The sequence below is a fragment of the Tardiphaga sp. 285_C5_N1_2 genome, assembly GCF_052076065.1.
GTDB classification, from domain to species: Bacteria; Pseudomonadota; Alphaproteobacteria; order Rhizobiales; family Xanthobacteraceae; genus Tardiphaga; species Tardiphaga robiniae.
The window spans coordinates 412,751-430,223 of the sequence record NZ_CP197241.1; the positions used below are offsets into that span (position 1 = coordinate 412,751).

Sequence of the window (17,473 nt, forward strand, 5' to 3'; positions counted from 1 at the left end):
GCACGTTCGTCGAAATTGCGTGCTATGAGTTCTGCCTCAGGAGCGTCATTGGGTTGACGCAACGTTGTCGCAGGATCATTTCGCACCATGACGACCGGCGTCAGCGCGTTTTACGACGGCATTTCAATATTTTACGGTTTCGACCGGGTGATGGACCCGGCTTTGTACATGCCGCTGCCGGATGACTGGATCATCGGCGTCGCCGATATCGTGGAATCCACCAAGGCCATCGCCGAACAGCGCTACAAGGCCGTCAACATGGCCGGCGCTGCCGTCATCGCGGCCGTGACCAATGCGCTGGACGGCCGCGAATTCCCGTTCGTGTTCGGCGGCGATGGCGCGAGCTTCGCAGTCTCACCGGATGATCTCGATCGCGCCCGCGGGGCTTTGGCGGCGACGGCGACCTGGGTGAAGCACGATCTCGATCTCGTGATGCGGGTGGCCCTGGTCCCGATCAAGGACATCCGTGCGCAGGGGCCGGACGTGCGCGTGGCGCGCTTCGGTCCATCGAAGAATGTGTCCTATGCGATGTTTTCCGGTGGCGGATTGGGCTGGGCAGAGGCCGCGATGAAGCGCGGCGAATTCGCGGTGACGCCGGCACCTGTCGGGACCTATCCCGATCTCTCCGGGCTCTCATGTCGTTTCGAGGAAATTCCATCGGCGCACGGTTTGATCCTGTCGGTGCTGGTGACGGCCGCAGCGGGCGCCGAGCCATCCGCATTTCGCCGCGTCATCGAAGACATTATCGCGCTGGTCGAACGCAGTCCAAATGCGGGCCGTCCCGTACCCGCAGGCGGTCCCGCGATGACGTGGCCGCCCGCGGGTCTCGGCTACGAAATCCGAGCTGGCCGCGGCGCGAAATCGCTTTCGCGCTTTCGTATCTGGGTGACGACGCGAACGCTGTTCGTTTTTGTGTTGATGCGTTTTGGCATTAGCGTCGGCGGCTTCGTGCCGAAGACCTATGTGCAGCAGTTGGTCGAGAACTCGGATTTCCGCAAATACGACGATAGCCTGCGCATGATCCTGGATTGCACACCCGATCTCGAACGTGCGCTCGAGCAGCATCTTGTCACGGCAGCCGCGGAAGGAACGGTGCGCTATGGCCTGCATCGGCAGGATGCGGCGATGATGACGTGTTTCACGCCGTCAGCCATCCGCAGCGATCACGTTCATTTCATCGACGGCGCGCGCGGCGGTTATGCCTCGGCGGCCACCGCGTTGAAGGCCATGTCAGTCTGAGAGAAGCGAACTGAGTTACCGGCCGACGCGGGTCCAGTTCTCGCCACCGCAGAATGCGCCGACACAGCCTTCGACCTTCAGCGTGTTAGGGCCGACCAGCGCCACGTTGCTGGTATAGATCTTCCCGTCATCGGCATTATAGATCCGGCCCGACCACGTGTTCACTCCGGTAGGGCGCATATCGTAGAACAGGTGAACACCGATCATCGAACGTTTAGCCAGCGCGGGATCGGGATTCTTGTCGTCGATCGGCGGCTTGCCGGTCTGCGGATCGATCTTGTCGCGCAGCGAGACGACGGTGCCGCACAGGATGGTGCCGCATTTGCTGACCCGCACCTGTGCATCGCCGGCCTGGGTCTGCCAGACACCCATTGCTTCGCCGCCCGATTGGGCTTGCGCAGCGGAGCCTGCGAACACTGCACCCAGCAATGCGATCATAACAGTGAATCTGGCGGCCATGCGTGTCTCCTCGGATCAGGCGGTCTGCATAACAAGAAATGGGATTTGTGCAATGCCGCGGCGCTGCGTTTGAGACTACTCAGCGTCTCAAATGATCATGATCGATTCAATTTGACGCAGCTTACTCAGGTCAACCGGTGGCGGTCACCACGGCAGCCCGCAAAGGTCCATCTCGCCTTCATGCGGCGCGCGCTTCAGGTAGGACACCAGCGGGGTCATGACATCGAAGCGTACCCGCTCGCCGTGCTGTTCGGCATAGACCTCGCCGATGAACGGCTTCCAGTTGCGGCGCGTGTAGAAATCCAGATTGTGCGGTTCACAGAACAGCAGCGCAAAATCGGTGGCGCGTTCGTCTTTCAGCGTATGGAGTGCGGCGGTGAGCGCCAGACTGGCCAGACCGCGACGACGATAGTCGGGATGCGTCACAACGCCGCCGATGCCGCCAATCCGCGTCTTGCGATCCTTCCATATGCCTTCGCGCCGATACAGGCCGACATGGCAGACCGGCTGTCCGTCGTCCTCCACGATGACCCGCAATTCGGGATAGGCGAAGACCACGTGTCCCCAGGGCAGTTTCTCGACCGCCTCGCGCGGCCAAACCAGGTCGAACAGCGGTTTGACGCTCGGCCATGAGGCATCGCCGGTCACAATCTCGATTTCGATGCTCATTTCGGTCGCCACCTCTGCGCTTTGTGCAGCCCTTATAGGTCGGTCCGAGGGTAGTAAACCTGTCGAATCCAGTGCTTATCTGAGAATAATATTCTAGGGATCAAGGAAACGTTGGAATGACTGAGGCGGAGCTCTCCAAATACCAGCGCTGGGCGATTTTGGCCGGCGCGGCGACGCTGCTCAGCCTGGCCATGGGCATGCGCCAGAGCTTCGGCCTGTTTCAACCCTCGATTCTGCGCGACACCGCCATCACCACGGCTGATTTCTCCCTGGCCACCGCTTTGCAGAACGTGATCTGGGGCATCTCGCAGCCCTTCATCGGTGCTATCGCCGATCGTTTCGGCACCCGTCACGTGATGATCATCGGCGTTTTGATCTATGCGGCCGGCCTCGTCTTCATGATGGTCGCGACCACGCCGCTGGTTTTCACCCTGGGCGCCGGCCTTTGCGTCGGCCTCGCACTGTCTTGCACGGCGTCGAGCATGACCATGACGGTAGCTTCGCGCAGCGTCTCCGCCGCCAAGCGCAGCGTCACCATGGGCGCGGTGTCGGCTGCAGGTTCGCTCGGTCTCGTCATCGCGTCACCGCTGGCGCAGACGCTGATCTCGACGGCGGGCTGGCAAGTGGCGCTGATCGGCTTTCTCGGCCTCGCTGCGGTGATGCTCCCCGCTGCGCTGTTTGCTGGCCAGTCTGACAAGATCGAACGCGCACCGGCGGATGAGCTGCAGCAATCTTTGGGAGAAGTGGTGCAGTCCGCGCTCGGCCATTCCGGCTATATCGTGCTGGCGTTGTCGTTCTTTGTCTGCGGCCTGCAGCTCGTATTCATCACCACGCATCTGCCGAATTATCTGGCGATCTGCGGCCTCGACGCGTCGCTTGGCGCCACCGCGCTGGCAATAGTCGGCCTGTTCAATGTGTTTGGCTCCTATGCCTTTGGCTGGCTTGGCGGCCGTTATCCGAAGCAGATTTTGCTCGGCGGAATTTACATCGTTCGCTCGTTGGCGCTCGCCACTTATTTCTATTTTCCGGCGACGCCGACCACGACCATGGTCTTCGCAGCCGTGCTGGGATCGCTGTGGCTCGGCGTGGTCCCGCTGGTGAACGGCCTCGTCGCGCAGCTGTTCGGGTTGCGCTTCATGGCGACACTCACCGGCATCGCCTTCCTCAGCCATCAGGCAGGATCTTTCCTCGGCGCCTGGGGCGGTGGCATGATCTTCTCGCATCTCGGCAATTATGATCGCGCCTGGCAATTCGCCGTCGTGATCGGGATGATCGCCGGATGCTTCCAGATGCTGATGAATGTGAAGCCGCCAGTGCGGCGCGATGCCGTCTCCGCCGCAATGCCGAGCGCGGCCTGATCGCGAAGCGATCGGGGATCGCAAAGATGGGAGTGTCGGAGCCGGGCGGAACCTTCTATAAGGGTTCCCGTTAAGCCAACTCTCCCATTATTGCGGATCTTGACCCATGACCTTCACGCTTCCCAATCTGCCTTACGCCTATGACGCGCTCGCGCCGCATATGTCGAAGGAAACGCTGGAATTCCATCACGATAAGCACCATCAGGCTTACGTGACCAACGGCAATAACCTGCTGAAGGGCACCGAATTCGAAGGCAAATCGCTTGAAGAAATCGTGAAGGGCTCGTTCGGCAAGAATGCCGCGCTCTTCAACAATGCCGGCCAGCACTACAACCATCTCCACTTCTGGAACTGGATGAAGCCGAACGGCGGTGGCGACAAGCTACCCGGCCGTCTGGAGAAGAAGATCACCGAGGATCTCGGCGGTCTCGAGAAGTTCAAGACCGACTTCGCCGCTGCAGGCGTTGGCCAGTTCGGCTCCGGCTGGGCCTGGCTCTCGGTCAAGAACGGCAAGCTGGAAATCTCCAAGACCGCGAACGGCGAAAGCCCGTTGGTCCATGGCGCGACCCCGATCCTCGGCGTCGACGTCTGGGAGCACTCCTACTACATCGACTATCGCAACCGTCGTCCCGACTATCTCAAGGCGTTCGTCGATCATCTCGTGAACTGGGAATATGTCGACGAGCAGTTCGGCAAGGCGGTCTGATCGCTTTCGATCTGCGTTTAATGACGCGCGGGAAGGGCGGTGGCGCAAGCTGCCGCCTTTTTTCGTTGTCGTGACGTTTTCGTGTCTTGGTTGACCTGCTGCGACTTGCCGCCGCAGGCACGCTGCGGCAAAACGGAATGACGTGAGCCACTAAGCGCAGCGGGTATTAGATGAATTATGTTTTGGTTTTTGTCGGCGGCGGCCTTGGCGCCACCTTGCGCCATGTCATCAACATGACCTGCGCTCGCTGCATGGGAGCGGCGTTCCCGTGGGGCACCTTCATCATCAACATCACTGGCTCCACGGTGATGGGCCTGATCGCCGGCTATCTCGCTTACAAGGGTGAGGCCTCGCAGCCCTGGCGCCTGTTCCTGATGACCGGCATCCTCGGCGGCTACACGACCTTTTCGGCCTTTTCACTGGATACGGCAGTGCTCTATGAGCGCGGCGAATTGGGCCTTGCCCTGGCCTATGTGCTGGGCTCAGTGGTGCTGTCGATTGCCGGGCTCTTTGCCGGCCTGGCGCTGGTCCGCCATTTCGCCTGATCCGCTCCGGGCTTGCGGTATGTTATAATATAACATAAATGACAGTGAGGCGTTTTGGCGCCGGGTTTCCACTGGCTCAGGCCCGATTTCATGGCGCATTCCCATTCCCACGGTCATGACCACTCCCATGGTCACGCGCACGGCCACGGTCATACCCACAGCCATGGCCCGGCAAGCCCGCATCCGGCCCAGCCCGCGCCCTGGTCGATCCTGCGCATGACGTTGCCCGCACGGCTGGGGGCTGCGCTGGCGGTCTCCGCAGCGCTCTGGGCGGTGGTTCTGCTGGCGATGAGGCCATCATGACGACACAGCTCGCTTTCCAGAACGTCACGCTGGGTTATGACCGGCATCCGGCGGTGCATCACCTCAATGGCGAGATCGCCGCTGGCAGTTTGCTCGCGGTGGTTGGGCCGAACGGCGCCGGCAAATCCACGCTGTTTCGCGGCATCGTCGGCATACTGAAGCCGCTGACGGGCGCGATCACACTTGGCGGCCTGAAGGCGCGCGACATCGCTTACCTGCCGCAGAGCGTCGATATCGACCGCACATTCCCTATCTCGGTGTTCGACTTCGTCGGCACAGGGCTTTGGCGCACGACGGGGATATTGGGCGGCCTTGGCAAGAACGCACGCGAGCAAATTGGACGGGCCCTCACCGCTGTTGGCCTCAACGGATTCGAGAACCGCAATATCGGCACGCTGTCCGGTGGCCAGATGCAGCGCATGCTGTTCGCGCGTGTATTGCTGCAGGATGCGCGCGTCATCGTGCTCGACGAGCCGTTCAATGCGATCGACGCCAAGACGTCGGCTGATCTGATTGCGCTGGTGCGTCACTGGCACGCAGAAAAGCGCACGGTGCTGGCGGCGCTGCACGATATGGAGATGGTGCGCTCGCATTTCCCGGAGACGTTGCTGCTTGCCCGCGGCTCCGTGGCCTGGGGTGCAACGCAGCAGGTGCTAACGGCGGATAACCTGCTGGAGGCGCGGCGCATGTGCGAAGCCTTCGACGATGGCGCCGGCACCTGTGTTGTCGATGCCGCACACTCGCGGGCGGCCTGATCGACATGCTCTACGATGCGCTGATCGCGCCTTTCCTCGAATTTGAATTTATGCGCCGCGCATTGGCCGGCGTGGTTGCGCTGGCGCTCGGTGGCGCGCCGATCGGCGTCTTCCTGATGTTGCGGCGGATGAGCCTTGTCGGCGACGCGATGGCGCATGCCATCCTGCCAGGGGCTGCGATCGGCTTCCTGTTTTCCGGGCTCAATCTGTTCGCGATGACGTTTGGTGGCCTGATTGCAGGTTTTTCTGTTGCGCTGCTGGCAGGTCTGGTGTCGCGCGTCACCGTCATCAAGGAAGATGCGTCGCTGGCCGCGTTCTATCTCGTATCACTGGCAGTCGGCGTCACCATCGTTTCGATGCGCGGCACCAATATCGATCTGCTGCATGTGCTGTTTGGCAATATTCTCGCACTCGACGATCAGACACTGCTGGTGATCGCGTTCAACGCGACGATTACGCTGGTGGTGATGGCGGTGATCTATCGCCCGCTGGTCATCGAATGCGTCGATCCGGTGTTTCTGCGCACTGTCTCGCGCGCCGGTGCACCCGCGCATCTGGCGTTTCTGGCGCTGGTCGTCGTTAATCTCGTCAACGGCTTTCATGCGCTCGGTACGCTGCTCGCGGTGGGGCTGATGATCCTGCCGGCGGGCATCGCGCGGTTCTGGTCGCGCGATATCACGGGGATGATGATGATCTCCGTCGCGAGCGCGATGGTCTCCGGTTACTTCGGTCTGGTGCTGTCGTTCCAGACCAAGGTGCCGTCCGGTCCCGCGATCATTCTGGTCGCCGCAGTACTCTACGTATTTTCGGTTTTGTTCGGCAATGTCAGTGGCTTGGTAAGGCAGTTGTTCCCCGGCCGGCATCTTGAGGCGTAGGTGTGTCAGTCATGCGGAAATCCAGCATATTCGTCCTTTCTGCTGTCCTGTCGCTTGTCACGGCGATCGTCCCGGCGCGGGCGCAGGACAAGATCGATGTCGTCGCCAGCTTCTCTATCCTCGGTGACTTCGTGCGCAATGTCGGGGGCGAGCGAGTCGCTGTAACGACCCTGGTCGGCCCGAATGGGGATGCGCATGTCTACACACCGACGCCGCGTGACGCGAAAAAGATCGCCGATGCGAAGCTCGTTGTCGTTAACGGCCTCGGCTTCGAAGGCTGGCTGCCGCGGTTGGTGAAATCATCGGGTGGTAAGGCTGTCATCGTCACCGCAACCCAGGGCATCGCACCGCGCAAGCTCGACTCGCACGAGGATCCGCACGCCTGGCAATCGGTGGGCAATGCCAAGGTCTATGTCGCAAACATTCGCGATGCGCTGGCCAAGGCCGATCCGGCAGGTGCCGACATCTACAAGGCGAACGCCGAGGCCTATCTCGCGAAGCTGACTGCCCTCGACAGTGATGTGAAGGCGGCCATCGCCACCATTTCCGAAGCACACCGCAAGGTGATCTCGACCCATGACGCCTTCGGCTATTTCGCGGCGGCCTATGGCATCGAATTTATTGCGCCGCAGGGCGTTTCGACGGATTCCGAGCCCAGCGCCAAGGATATCGCGGTCATCATCACTCAGCTCAAGATCTCGAAAATTCCGGCGGTTTTTCTGGAAAACATCGCCGATCCCCGGCTGATGCGCCGGATTGCCGCCGAGACCGGGGCAAAAATCGGCGGAACGCTGTATTCCGACAGCCTGACGCCCGAAAACGGCGATGCACCCACTTACATTGATATGGTCAGGCACAATATAAAGGCGCTGACGAGCGCGCTGACCAGTTAGCGCAGGGGCACCCCTGCTGCCGGCGCTGCACAAGACCCCGCCGGAGAGATCATGTCTGAAGCGACTGCCAACAAAATTCCCGTGACCGTGCTGACCGGCTATCTCGGCGCCGGCAAGACCACGCTGTTGAACCGCATCCTGTCGGAAAACCACGGCAAGAAATACGCTGTGATCGTCAACGAGTTCGGCGAGATCGGTATCGACAACGATCTCATCATCGGCGCGGATGAAGAAGTGTTCGAGATGAACAACGGCTGCGTCTGCTGCACTGTCCGCGGCGACCTCGTGCGCATTCTCGACGGTCTCATGAAGCGCAAAGGCAAGTTCGACGCCATCATCGTGGAGACCACGGGTCTCGCCGATCCCGCGCCGGTGGCGCAGACCTTCTTCGTCGACGAAGACGTGCAGGCTCATGCGCGGCTCGACGCGGTGGTGACCGTGGCCGATGCCAAATGGCTGAGCGACCGCCTTAAGGATGCGCCGGAAGCCAAGAACCAGATCGCCTTCGCCGACGTCATCGTGCTGAACAAGATTGATCTTGTGTCGAAGGCTGAGCTCGCCGAAGTCGAGGCGCGCATTCGCGCCATCAACCCCTATGCGAAGCTGCACAAGACGGAACGCGCGCAGGTGAAGCTGTCCGACGTCCTGGAGCGTGGCGCCTTCGATCTCGATCGTATTCTGGAGATCGAACCGGAGTTCCTCAACGCGGACGACGGTCACGATCATCATGACCACGATCACGGCCATCATCACCATCATGATCACGGCCACGGTGGTCTGAAGCACTATCACGACGAGGATATGCACTCGATGTCGCTGCGTACCGACAAGGCGCTCGATGCATCGACCTTCATGCCGTGGCTGCAGGATCTGATGGCCAAGGAGGGCGGCAAGATTTTGCGCTCCAAGGGTATCCTGTCGTTCTCCGGCGACGACGACCGCTACGTGTTTCAGGGCGTGCACATGATGCTCGAAGGCGATCATCAGCGGCCGTGGAAGGACGGCGAGAAGCGCGAAAGCCGTCTTGTCTTTATCGGTCGCGATCTGCCCGAGCAGCTGATCCGCGACGGCTTCGAACGCTGCATCCCCGCCTGATGATGTCCGATTTCAATCCGCTGCAGGAGCAGGAATCCATCGTATCGGTCACCGACCGCGTGTTGCCGGTGGCCATCGGTGCGTCGGTCACATCAGTGCATTTTCTCGGCGACAAGGCAGCCTTTGTCGGCGCCGAAGAGAAAGTCACGCTGGTCGATCCGGCAGGCGCGATGTCGCCGGTCGAGGTCGCGTTCGGTGGCATCCTGTGCTCGACCTCCGACGGCAAGCGCATCGTGATGGGCTGCGACGACGGCAAGGTCGTCGTGCTCGACCGCGACGGCACAGTCTCGACCTTTGCGACCGACGCCAAGAGGCGCTGGATCGACAGTGTAGCTTTGCATCCCGACGGCGCTGTTGCGTGGTCGGCGGGCAAGACGGCCTTCGTGCAGGCGCCGAAGGGCGAGGTGAAATTCTTCGAGGTGCCATCGACCGTTGGCGGCCTTGCATTCGCGCCCAAAGGGCTGCGGCTTGCGATAGCCCACTACAACGGCGTGACGCTGTGGTTTCCCAACATGGCCGGCAATGCCGAAGTGCTGGAATGGGCCGGTTCGCATCTCGGCGTGACTTTCAGCCCGGACAACAAGTTTCTGGTCACCGCGATGCATGAGCCGGCGCTGCATGGCTGGCGTCTCGTGGACGGCAAGCACATGCGCATGACCGGCTATCCGGCACGCGTGCGCTCGATTTCCTGGAGCGCCGGTGGCAAGGGTCTCGCGACCTCGGGCGCGGATACGGTCATCATCTGGCCGTTTGCCAGCAAGGACGGCCCGATGGGCAAGGAGCCGGCGATGCTGGCGCCGCTCAAGGCCAAGGTCACCGTGGTGGCCTGTCATCCCAAGCAGGACATCTTGGCCGCCGGTTACAGTGACGGCACTATCCTGATGGTTCGCATGACCGATGGCGCGGAAATTCTGGTGCGGGCCAACAAAGGGCAGCCCGTCAGCGCGCTGGCCTGGAATGCCAAGGGTACGCTGCTGGCTTTTGCCGATCAGGACGGCGACGCCGGGCTGCTGGAGCTGTAGCTCTTTCACCTCCCCTGTGGGGAGAGGGAGTTCACGACGGTTGGTGCGAGGCGGCATTGTCATCCGCCCGTCACTTCCTGTACGCATGCAGGCATCATGCGATTTTTGGCGACATTCCAGACTTACGACTTCCTCGACACGCTGCTCAGCCTGGCCACGGCCTTTGTGCTAGGCACGCTGATCGGTGCTGAGCGACAATATCGCCAGCGCACCGCGGGCCTGCGCACCAATGTGTTGGTGGCGCTCGGGGCGGCCGCTTTCGTCGATCTCGCAATGCAGCTGCACGGTGCCGATGGCGCGGTGCGCGTGATCGCCTATGTCGTCTCCGGCATTGGCTTTCTCGGCGCGGGCGTTATCATGAAGGAAGGCACCAATGTGCGCGGCCTCAATACGGCGGCGACGCTATGGAGTTCGGCCGCGGTGGGCTCCTGCGCCGGCGCGGACATGATCGCACAGGCTATCGCGCTTACGTTTTTCGTGCTGGCCGGCAATACGCTACTGCGGCCGCTGGTCAATGCGATCAACCGGGCGCCGCTGGACGCGAAGTCGTCGGAAGTGACCTATTACGTGCGGCTCACGGTCTCGCCCGAGGTGGTACCCGAGATGCGCGAGCGCCTGCAGGAGGCGCTGGAAGCCGCAAAATATCCGGTCGGCGATGTCGATGTGATCGAGCAGAGCGACACCCAGCAGGAGATCGTCGCCACGCTGGTCTCGACGGCCGTCGATCCCAAGGAGCTGGATGCCGTGGCCGCCCGGCTCGAGGCGTATGCCGGCGTGCGCAACGCCACATGGGACGTCAGCACCAAGGACTAGTCGTCCAAAAGAAGTCCAGGGCGCCATCGGCGATCTGCGACTTTCCGGCTCGGGAACTTTGGCGGCTGGCTCCCGTTGTCACCGCACATTAACTGCGGTGGATGCTATGATCTCGACGACCCAGACGCGCGTGTTCCGGACTAATTTGGCGATCGCGATCTTGGCGACGGCTGCAGGATTGGGCGCATCGACGTCGGCAATGGCACGGCTCACGCTGACGCCGCCATCCGCTCGATTTGCCCAGGCGACGCCGCCACTGCAGTCAACGCCGGGTGCCGAAAACAAGCCGTCGGCCCCCGCAGAACCCGCGACCACTGGCCAGCGCCCGCAGGAAACGCCGCCGCAGCCGGCGCGTCCGGATGCAGAAGCACGCGATGCCGGCGCCAAGCCGGCGCTGCCACCAGCGCCGGCTGAGAAAACGGCGCCGCCGATCACCATGAAATAGCGGAGCTTTCGAGGTCGCTGTCAAAGTCCCTCATGGTGAGGAGGCGCGTTTGCGCCGTCTCGAACCATGAGGCCGGGTTCTCCCAGTGTGCCGCCATCCTTCGAGACGCGCGCGAAGAGCGCGCTCCTCAGGATGAGGACGGTGTTTGTTGACGCTGCCCGCACAATAGTCTCGCCAGTTTCATCGACCGCCTTCATACTCCCTGCCAACAGTTTCATAGGGGGCACCATGAAGATCGAAGATATCAGGCGTAACGCCTATTCGATGCCGCTGACCAATCCGTCATTCCCGCGCGGGCCCTACAAATTCTACGACCGCGAATATTTCATCATCAGCTATCGTACCGACATGGACGCGCTGCAGGCCGTGGTGCCGGAGCCGCTGGAGATCGTCGACAACATCGTCAAATACGAATTCATCCGCATGCCCGATTCCACCGGCTTCGGCGACTACACCGAAACCGGGCAGGCGATTCCGGTCCGCCTCAACGGCGTCGAGGGCGTCTATATCCATTCGATGTATCTCGACGACGATGCGCCGATTGCCGGTGGCCGCGAGCTCTGGGGCTTCCCGAAGAAGCGCGCAACCCCGAAGATCGTGGTGGAGAGCGACGTGCTGGTCGGCACGCTGCATTACGGCTCCGTGCTCTGCGCTTCAGGCACTATGGGCTACAAGCACCGGCCGGTGGATCATGACACGGTGATGCATGCGCTGACGGTGCCAAACTTTATTCTGAAGATCATCCCGCATGTGGACGGCTCGCCGCGCATCTGCGAGCTGGTGCGCTATCATCTGGAAGAGATCAATCTGAAGGAAGCGTGGACCGGACCTGCGGCACTCGGGCTGTTCCCGCATGCGCTGGCGGATGTGGCGCGGTTGCCGGTGAAAGAGGTCGTGTCGGCGTTGCACTTCAAGTGCGACCTGACGCTGGGATTGGGCGAAGTGGCGTTTGATTATCTGGCGAAGTGAGCTGTCCAGGGCCTCCTCACACGCCGACGTCATACGCGGGCTTGACCCGCGTATCCACCTTTCTGCACCGTCCAACGAAGATGGATGGCCGGGTCAGGCCCGGCCATGACGTGGGGAGAAGGTAGAGCCTCACCATAAAATGCGAAGGTACAAAAAAGGCGGCAGTGTCCGACACTGCCGCCTTCGTCGTTACTCATTCAGGCTGAGCACTCAGTTCAACGCACCAGCACGTTCTTGAACTGCCACGGATCACTCGTGTCGATATCTTCCGGGAACAGGCCCGGGCGGCCTTCGAGCGGCGTCCAGTCGGTGTAGTAGCCCTTCACCGGGCCGAGATAGGGTGTCTGGATCTCCAGCAGACGCTCGAAGTCGATCTCGTCGGCTTCGACGATGCCTTCGGTCGGGTGCTCCAGCGCCCACACCATGCCGCCGAGCACGGCGGAGGTCACCTGCAGGCCGGTGGCGTTCTGATAGGGCGCGAGTTCACGCGTCTCCTCGATGGAGAGCTGTGAGCCGAACCAGTAGGCATTGTTGTCGTGGCCGTAGAGCAGCACACCGAGTTCATCGATACCGTCGACGATTTCGTTTTCGTCGAGGATGTGGTGCTTCGTCTGCATCTTGCCGGAGCCGAACATCTCGTGCAGCGACAGCACCGCATCGTCCGCCGGGTGATAGGCATAGTGGCAGGTCGGCCGGAACACCGCGGTGCCCGAAGCGTCACGCACTGTGAAATAATCGGAGATCGAGATCGACTCGTTGTGGGTGACGAGGAAGCCGTATTGCGCGCCGCGCGTCGGGCACCAGGTGCGCACGCGCGTATTGGCGCCGGGCTGCATCAGGTAGATCGCAGCGCCGCAGCCGGCCTCATGGGTGTGTGCATTCTCCGGCATCCACTTTTCATGGGTGCCCCAGCCGAGTTCGGACGGCTGCACGCCTTCCGAGAGGAAGCCTTCGACCGACCAGGTGTTGACGAACACCTCTGGCGGCTTCGGCGACTTGGAGCGCTGGGTGTCGCGCTCAGCGATGTGGACGCCCTTGATACCGGCCTGCCGCATCAGGTCCGCCCATTCGGCCTTGGTCTTCGGCTGGGGGGCATTGAGCTTCAGGTCGGAAGCGACATTCAGCAGCGCCTGCTTGACGAAGAAGGAGACCATGCCGGGATTGGCGCCGCAGCAGGAGACGGCCGTGGTCGAGCCGGCCTTGCGTGCCTTCTTGGCGGCCAGCGTCGTTTCGCGCAAAGCGTAGTTGGAGCGCGCTTCGGCGCCCTTCGATGCGTCGAAATAGAAGCCGAGCCAGGGCTCGTTGACCGTGTCGATGTAGAGCGCGCCGAGCTCGTTGCAGAGCTCCATGATATCGACCGAGCCGGTATCGACCGACAGGTTGACGCAAAAACCCTGGCCGCCGCCCTCAGTGAGGAGCGGCGTCAGCAGTTCGCGATAATTCTCCCTGGTCAGCCCCTGCTGGATGAAGCGCAGACCATGCTTGTCGCACAGCGCCATGCGGCCTTCGTCCTTGGGATCGAGCACGGTGATGCGCGACTTGTCGTAGTCGAGATGCCGCTCAATCATCGGCACCATGCCTTTGCCGATCGAGCCGAAGCCGACGATCACGATGGGGCCAGTGATCTTCGCGTAGATCGGCGAGGCGGGGGATGAGGACATCAGCTTCTAACTCCAGACAGGATCAAGATGAACGCGCTGCGTCGTGCGCGGTTGGGAAAGGACAGTGACGATGTGACATCAGAATGAAATTTCGGGAATGAAATCTCGATGCCGGTATTAAATGCAGCTCAGCGCCGTATGCCGACTGAGAGAACGGTCAGCGAACGTGGTTCCCCCGAGGGCGTCTCGAATGTAATGGACTGCCCCGCAGAAAGGCCGATAAGCGCGGCTCCGATCGGGGTCAATACCGAAATTCGCCCGGCGTCCACGTCGGCGGAGGTCGGATAGACCAGTGTGACGTGCTTTTCCTGCCCGCTGATATCGTCGCGGAACGTCACATCGGACTCCATGCCGACGATTCCGGGCAATGGATGAGTGTCAGGCACGATCGTCGCGCGCTCAACTTCGCCGGCCAGAAAGTCGGCGGTCACGGGGTATTTCTCTGCAGCGGCCTCGGCCAGTACGCCGAGACGCTCACGGTCGCTGCGGCGGAGTGTGATGGGCGGCAGCTCAGTGCGAAGGGAATGGATCATGGGTTTCACAGCCAAATGACGCCCGGCGCGCAAAGCGCCCGAGCATGCCAAGAATGATGAGGATGCTGAAATCGAACAAGCCCGGACGGCACGCGCGCGTGCGCCCGGGTCACATTCCTGCTTGAAGGTGACCGGCGCGGAGCAGTAAGCGGTTGCGGGGCAGGTTCGTCATGATGGCCGAAACCTATGTATCCTGCAGTGAAAGTCAACCGGCGATGGCGCCGTTGCTAGCAGCGACGTCCAACGGGTGTGTCTGACGCTCGGTTGACGATCAGCTGCGCCGCTTGGCGGTGACTTCGATTTCGACTTTCATCTCGGGCTTGTAGAGCCCGGCGACCACGAGAAGCGTGGCAGCGGGCCTGATCTCGCCGAGATGGGCACCGGTCACCGCGAACACCTTGTCGGCGTCGCTGGCGTCGGTGATGTAGTAGATCGCGCGCACGATATCGGCCATGGTAAAGCCGGCCTCCTTCAGCGCGGCTTCGATGGTCTTGAAGCAGTTCTGTGCCTGTGCCGTGACATCGACCGGCAAGATCATGGTGGTGTAATCGTAGCCGGTGGTTCCGGACACGAAGCAGAAATCGCCGTCGACCACCGCACGGCTGTAGCCAGCGGTCTTTTCGAATGGCGATCCGGTGGAAATCAGTTTGCGCGTCATTACCGGGCTCTCCTGCAGAGGTGAGCTCCGCAATGCCGTGCCTTGGTGGTCAAATCAAGCTGCGTGGGCCAGATCGGCAGGCTCAGCAGCCTTGCGGACCCATTTACCGCTTCCGAAGATGATGCCGCGGGCGCCATCCAGCGCTCCGGGCTTCAGTTCGAGGCCGAGCAGGCGATCGCGCTCGAACGGCCCGGGCAGCGCCAGCGCGGCCATCCTGTCCGGCGAGAATCCGAAACGCGCGTAATAGGGGGCATCGCCGAGCAGCACGATGGCGCCATGGCCGCGCGCCGAGGCCTCGGCGATCGCGTGATTCATCAACGCGGCGCCAAGGCCAAGGTCGCGGGCACCCGGATCGACCGCGAGGGGGCCGAGCATCAGTGCAGCTCGGCCCCCGGCGTCGACATGCCAAAGCCTGATCGTGCCGACCAGCCTGCCTTGCACCACCGCCGAGAAGGCCAGGCCTTCGGCGGGCAGTCGTCCGTCACGCAGTCGCTGGCAGGTGCGGGCATGGCGCGAAGCGCCGAAGCACACATCCAGCAGAGATTCACGGGCGGCGACGTCGGAGCCACGTTCCGCACGGATCTCGTACGAAGGGGCTGCGATGGGCAAAGCAACAGTGTTGTTGGTGGCGGTCTCGTGCAGATCGGTCATGGCATGTCGGTCCCCACTCCGTTTTTCACACGGAGTGTTGTCATCCAGAATTGGAAGGTGACGGGATGAGAGCCGGCGGGCCGGCTCTCCGATTAGTCATATCCGGGGTGGATGCCGGATATAGTGAGCGAACTTAAATTTGCAACGCTCAGATATGGAAGGTGCGCAGCGGCGGGAAGCCGTTGAACGCCACCGCCGAGTAGGTCGACGTATAGGCGCCGGTGCCTTCGATCAGCAGCTTGTCGCCGATCTCGAGAGTCACGGGCAGCGGATACGGCAGCTTCTCATACATCACGTCGGCCGAATCGCAGGTCGGGCCGGCGAGCACGCAGGGCGTCATCTCGGCGCCGTCATGCGGCGTCTTGATGGCGTAGCGGATCGACTCGTCCATGGTCTCGGCGAGACCGCCGAACTTGCCGATGTCCAGGTAAACCCAGCGCACGTCGTCCTCGTCGCTCTTCTTCGAGATCAGAACGACTTCGGCTTCGATGATACCAGCATTGCCGACCATGCCGCGCCCCGGCTCGATGATGGTCTCCGGAATCGCGTTGCCGAAGTGCTTGCGCAGCGCACGGAAGATCGAACGGCCGTACTGCACGACCGCCGGGACTTCTTTGAGGTACTTGGTCGGGAAGCCACCGCCCATATTGACCATGGACAGGTTGATCCCGCGCTCAGCGCAGTCACGGAACACCGACGAGGCCATCGCCAGCGCACGGTCCCATGCCTTCACCTTGCGCTGCTGCGAGCCGACATGGAACGAAATGCCATAGGGCTCCAGGCCAAGACGCTTGGCGAGGTCCAGCACGTCGACAGCCATTTCCGGATCGCAGCCGAACTTGCGCGACAGCGGCCACTCGGCGCCGGCGCAATCGTAGAGAATGCGGCAGAACACGCGGGCGCCAGGAGCTGCACGCGCGATCTTCTCGACCTCAGCGGCGCAGTCGACCGAGAACAGGCCGATGCCGAGCGCGTGGGCGCGCGCGATATCGCGTTCCTTCTTGATGGTGTTGCCGAAGGAGATGCGGTCCGGCGTGGCGCCAGCGTCGAGCGCCATCTGGATTTCCTGCACCGACGCACAGTCGAAGCACGAGCCCATCGAGGCCAGCAGCGACAGCACTTCCGGCGCCGGGTTTGCCTTCACCGCGTAAAACACGCGGCTATCAGGCAAAGCCTTCGCAAAGCTCTGGAAGTTGTCGCGCACGACTTCGAGGTCGACGACGAGGCACGGCTCAACATCGGTGCCCTCGTTGCGGCGGGCGCGGAGGAATTCCTGAATACGTTCGGTCATAGCACTCTCCCAAACGGCCCCGCGAAAGGGTCACGTTCAAAAAATGATGACGGTTCAGCGCTTTCGGACCCAGGCACGCGATGGAGGCGTGACAAAGCCAAAAGTACAGACCGTAAGTGCTGCCGTGGATTGGTTGGGGGTGACCCTACCGCACACCTGGCAATGAAGGACAAGCCTCTTCGGTATTCGCGCTGGCTGTTGGAAAGCCAGCAGAGACCAAAAAAGCCCGCTCCGTCGTTGCTTTAAGTCGCGTCCCCCGTTGAGAACGAGGTGCGCCGGTTCGCCTCCGGCTGCCAGTCACGGTTGCAAAGAACAAAGTCACCTTCAACGGCATCTCTGGAGAGAGATGCTGGCCTTTCGCAAAACTCCGCGAACGACCCTCGGCTTCTTCATCCCTTGGCGGCTGTCCGGCCTCTTGTCCGGATACCTACCGACTGACACACGACCACAGGCACGTGCGAAATTGGGCAAGACCGGAAATAGGTTCTTTGACCCTGCTACGCAACAATTTTTTTGGGCTGCGGGGCATTTTA

The 17,473-nt window shown here is 61.8% G+C and carries 20 protein-coding genes; 13 read left to right on the forward strand and 7 right to left on the reverse strand.

From position 1 onward, the window contains the following. The first annotated feature begins 87 nt into the window (after positions 1–87). The gene (locus AB7951_RS01930) at positions 88–1,239 is read left to right on the forward strand and encodes a DUF3095 domain-containing protein (RefSeq protein WP_120287216.1); all 1,152 of its coding nucleotides are present in this window, start codon (positions 88–90) and stop codon (positions 1,237–1,239) included. A 15-nt stretch (positions 1,240–1,254) separates the two neighbouring features. On the opposite strand, the gene AB7951_RS01935 is transcribed toward AB7951_RS01930, so the two are convergent. Next, a complete protein-coding gene (locus AB7951_RS01935; protein WP_120287215.1) occupies positions 1,255–1,698 on the reverse strand; it encodes a DUF2147 domain-containing protein in 444 nt (147 codons plus the stop codon). Between the two features lie 144 nt (positions 1,699–1,842). After that, a complete protein-coding gene (locus AB7951_RS01940; protein ID WP_093757224.1) occupies positions 1,843–2,367 on the reverse strand; it encodes a GNAT family N-acetyltransferase in 525 nt (174 codons plus the stop codon). Between the two features lie 116 nt (positions 2,368–2,483). On the opposite strand from AB7951_RS01940, the gene AB7951_RS01945 reads away from it, so the two are divergent. The 12 genes from AB7951_RS01945 (at position 2,484) to AB7951_RS02000 (ending at position 12,146) form a co-directional block, all read left to right on the forward strand. Next, positions 2,484–3,725 (forward strand): MFS transporter, encoded by a 1,242-nt coding sequence (locus AB7951_RS01945; RefSeq protein ID WP_120287214.1) that lies wholly within the window; start codon positions 2,484–2,486, stop codon positions 3,723–3,725. 106 nt (positions 3,726–3,831) lie between these two features. Then, positions 3,832–4,431 carry a superoxide dismutase gene (locus tag AB7951_RS01950; protein ID WP_093757222.1) on the forward strand — a complete coding sequence of 200 codons (600 nt, stop codon included), beginning with the start codon at positions 3,832–3,834 and terminating at the stop codon, positions 4,429–4,431. Positions 4,432–4,601: 170 nt separating this feature from the next. Then, complete coding sequence (crcB, locus tag AB7951_RS01955) at positions 4,602–4,976, forward strand: fluoride efflux transporter CrcB (RefSeq protein WP_089265774.1); 375 nt, start codon at positions 4,602–4,604, stop codon at positions 4,974–4,976. Between the two features lie 90 nt (positions 4,977–5,066). Next, positions 5,067–5,279: a hypothetical protein gene (locus AB7951_RS01960; RefSeq protein WP_081421648.1), complete on the forward strand. Its 213-nt coding sequence runs from the start codon at positions 5,067–5,069 to the stop codon at positions 5,277–5,279. Next, positions 5,276–6,034, forward strand: coding sequence for an ABC transporter ATP-binding protein (locus tag AB7951_RS01965; RefSeq protein WP_120287213.1), 759 nt, complete (start codon positions 5,276–5,278; stop codon positions 6,032–6,034). Before AB7951_RS01960 ends, AB7951_RS01965 begins: the two co-directional genes overlap by 4 nt. Before the next feature lie 5 nt (positions 6,035–6,039). Continuing rightward, positions 6,040–6,909 carry a metal ABC transporter permease gene (locus AB7951_RS01970; RefSeq protein ID WP_089265777.1) on the forward strand — a complete coding sequence of 290 codons (870 nt, stop codon included), beginning with the start codon at positions 6,040–6,042 and terminating at the stop codon, positions 6,907–6,909. Positions 6,910–6,920: 11 nt separating this feature from the next. Further along, complete coding sequence (locus AB7951_RS01975) at positions 6,921–7,802, forward strand: metal ABC transporter substrate-binding protein (protein ID WP_120287212.1); 882 nt, start codon at positions 6,921–6,923, stop codon at positions 7,800–7,802. A 51-nt stretch (positions 7,803–7,853) separates the two neighbouring features. Then, on the forward strand, positions 7,854–8,897 hold the full coding sequence (locus AB7951_RS01980) for a CobW family GTP-binding protein (protein WP_068729004.1): 1,044 nt from the start codon (positions 7,854–7,856) through the stop codon (positions 8,895–8,897). Continuing rightward, positions 8,897–9,919, forward strand: a complete 1,023-nt coding sequence (locus AB7951_RS01985) for a WD40 repeat domain-containing protein (RefSeq protein ID WP_120287211.1) — start codon at positions 8,897–8,899, stop codon at positions 9,917–9,919. The genes AB7951_RS01980 and AB7951_RS01985 overlap by 1 nt, the downstream gene beginning before the upstream one ends. A 96-nt stretch (positions 9,920–10,015) precedes the next feature. Beyond that, positions 10,016–10,732 (forward strand): MgtC/SapB family protein, encoded by a 717-nt coding sequence (locus AB7951_RS01990; RefSeq protein ID WP_089265780.1) that lies wholly within the window; start codon positions 10,016–10,018, stop codon positions 10,730–10,732. A 106-nt stretch (positions 10,733–10,838) separates the two neighbouring features. Next, a complete protein-coding gene (locus tag AB7951_RS01995) occupies positions 10,839–11,177 on the forward strand; it encodes a hypothetical protein (protein WP_120287210.1) in 339 nt (112 codons plus the stop codon). A gap of 228 nt (positions 11,178–11,405) precedes the next feature. Then, positions 11,406–12,146 carry an acetoacetate decarboxylase gene (locus AB7951_RS02000; RefSeq protein ID WP_199711969.1) on the forward strand — a complete coding sequence of 247 codons (741 nt, stop codon included), beginning with the start codon at positions 11,406–11,408 and terminating at the stop codon, positions 12,144–12,146. 215 nt (positions 12,147–12,361) lie between these two features. Here AB7951_RS02000 and AB7951_RS02005 read toward each other — a convergent pair whose 3' ends face one another. From AB7951_RS02005 to AB7951_RS02025, 5 genes are all read right to left on the reverse strand, one after another. Further along, positions 12,362–13,807 (reverse strand): saccharopine dehydrogenase NADP-binding domain-containing protein, encoded by a 1,446-nt coding sequence (locus AB7951_RS02005; protein WP_120287209.1) that lies wholly within the window; start codon positions 13,805–13,807, stop codon positions 12,362–12,364. A 128-nt stretch (positions 13,808–13,935) separates the two neighbouring features. Next, positions 13,936–14,340: a nucleoside diphosphate kinase regulator gene (gene rnk / locus AB7951_RS02010; protein ID WP_120287208.1), complete on the reverse strand. Its 405-nt coding sequence runs from the start codon at positions 14,338–14,340 to the stop codon at positions 13,936–13,938. A 271-nt stretch (positions 14,341–14,611) separates the two neighbouring features. Continuing rightward, the gene (locus AB7951_RS02015) at positions 14,612–14,998 is read right to left on the reverse strand and encodes a RidA family protein (RefSeq protein WP_120287207.1); all 387 of its coding nucleotides are present in this window, start codon (positions 14,996–14,998) and stop codon (positions 14,612–14,614) included. A 54-nt stretch (positions 14,999–15,052) separates the two neighbouring features. Further along, positions 15,053–15,649 carry a GNAT family N-acetyltransferase gene (locus AB7951_RS02020; RefSeq protein WP_120287206.1) on the reverse strand — a complete coding sequence of 199 codons (597 nt, stop codon included), beginning with the start codon at positions 15,647–15,649 and terminating at the stop codon, positions 15,053–15,055. A 148-nt stretch (positions 15,650–15,797) separates the two neighbouring features. Then, positions 15,798–16,940, reverse strand: coding sequence for a type III PLP-dependent enzyme (locus tag AB7951_RS02025; protein ID WP_068728986.1), 1,143 nt, complete (start codon positions 16,938–16,940; stop codon positions 15,798–15,800). Positions 16,941–17,473 lie beyond the last annotated feature (533 nt).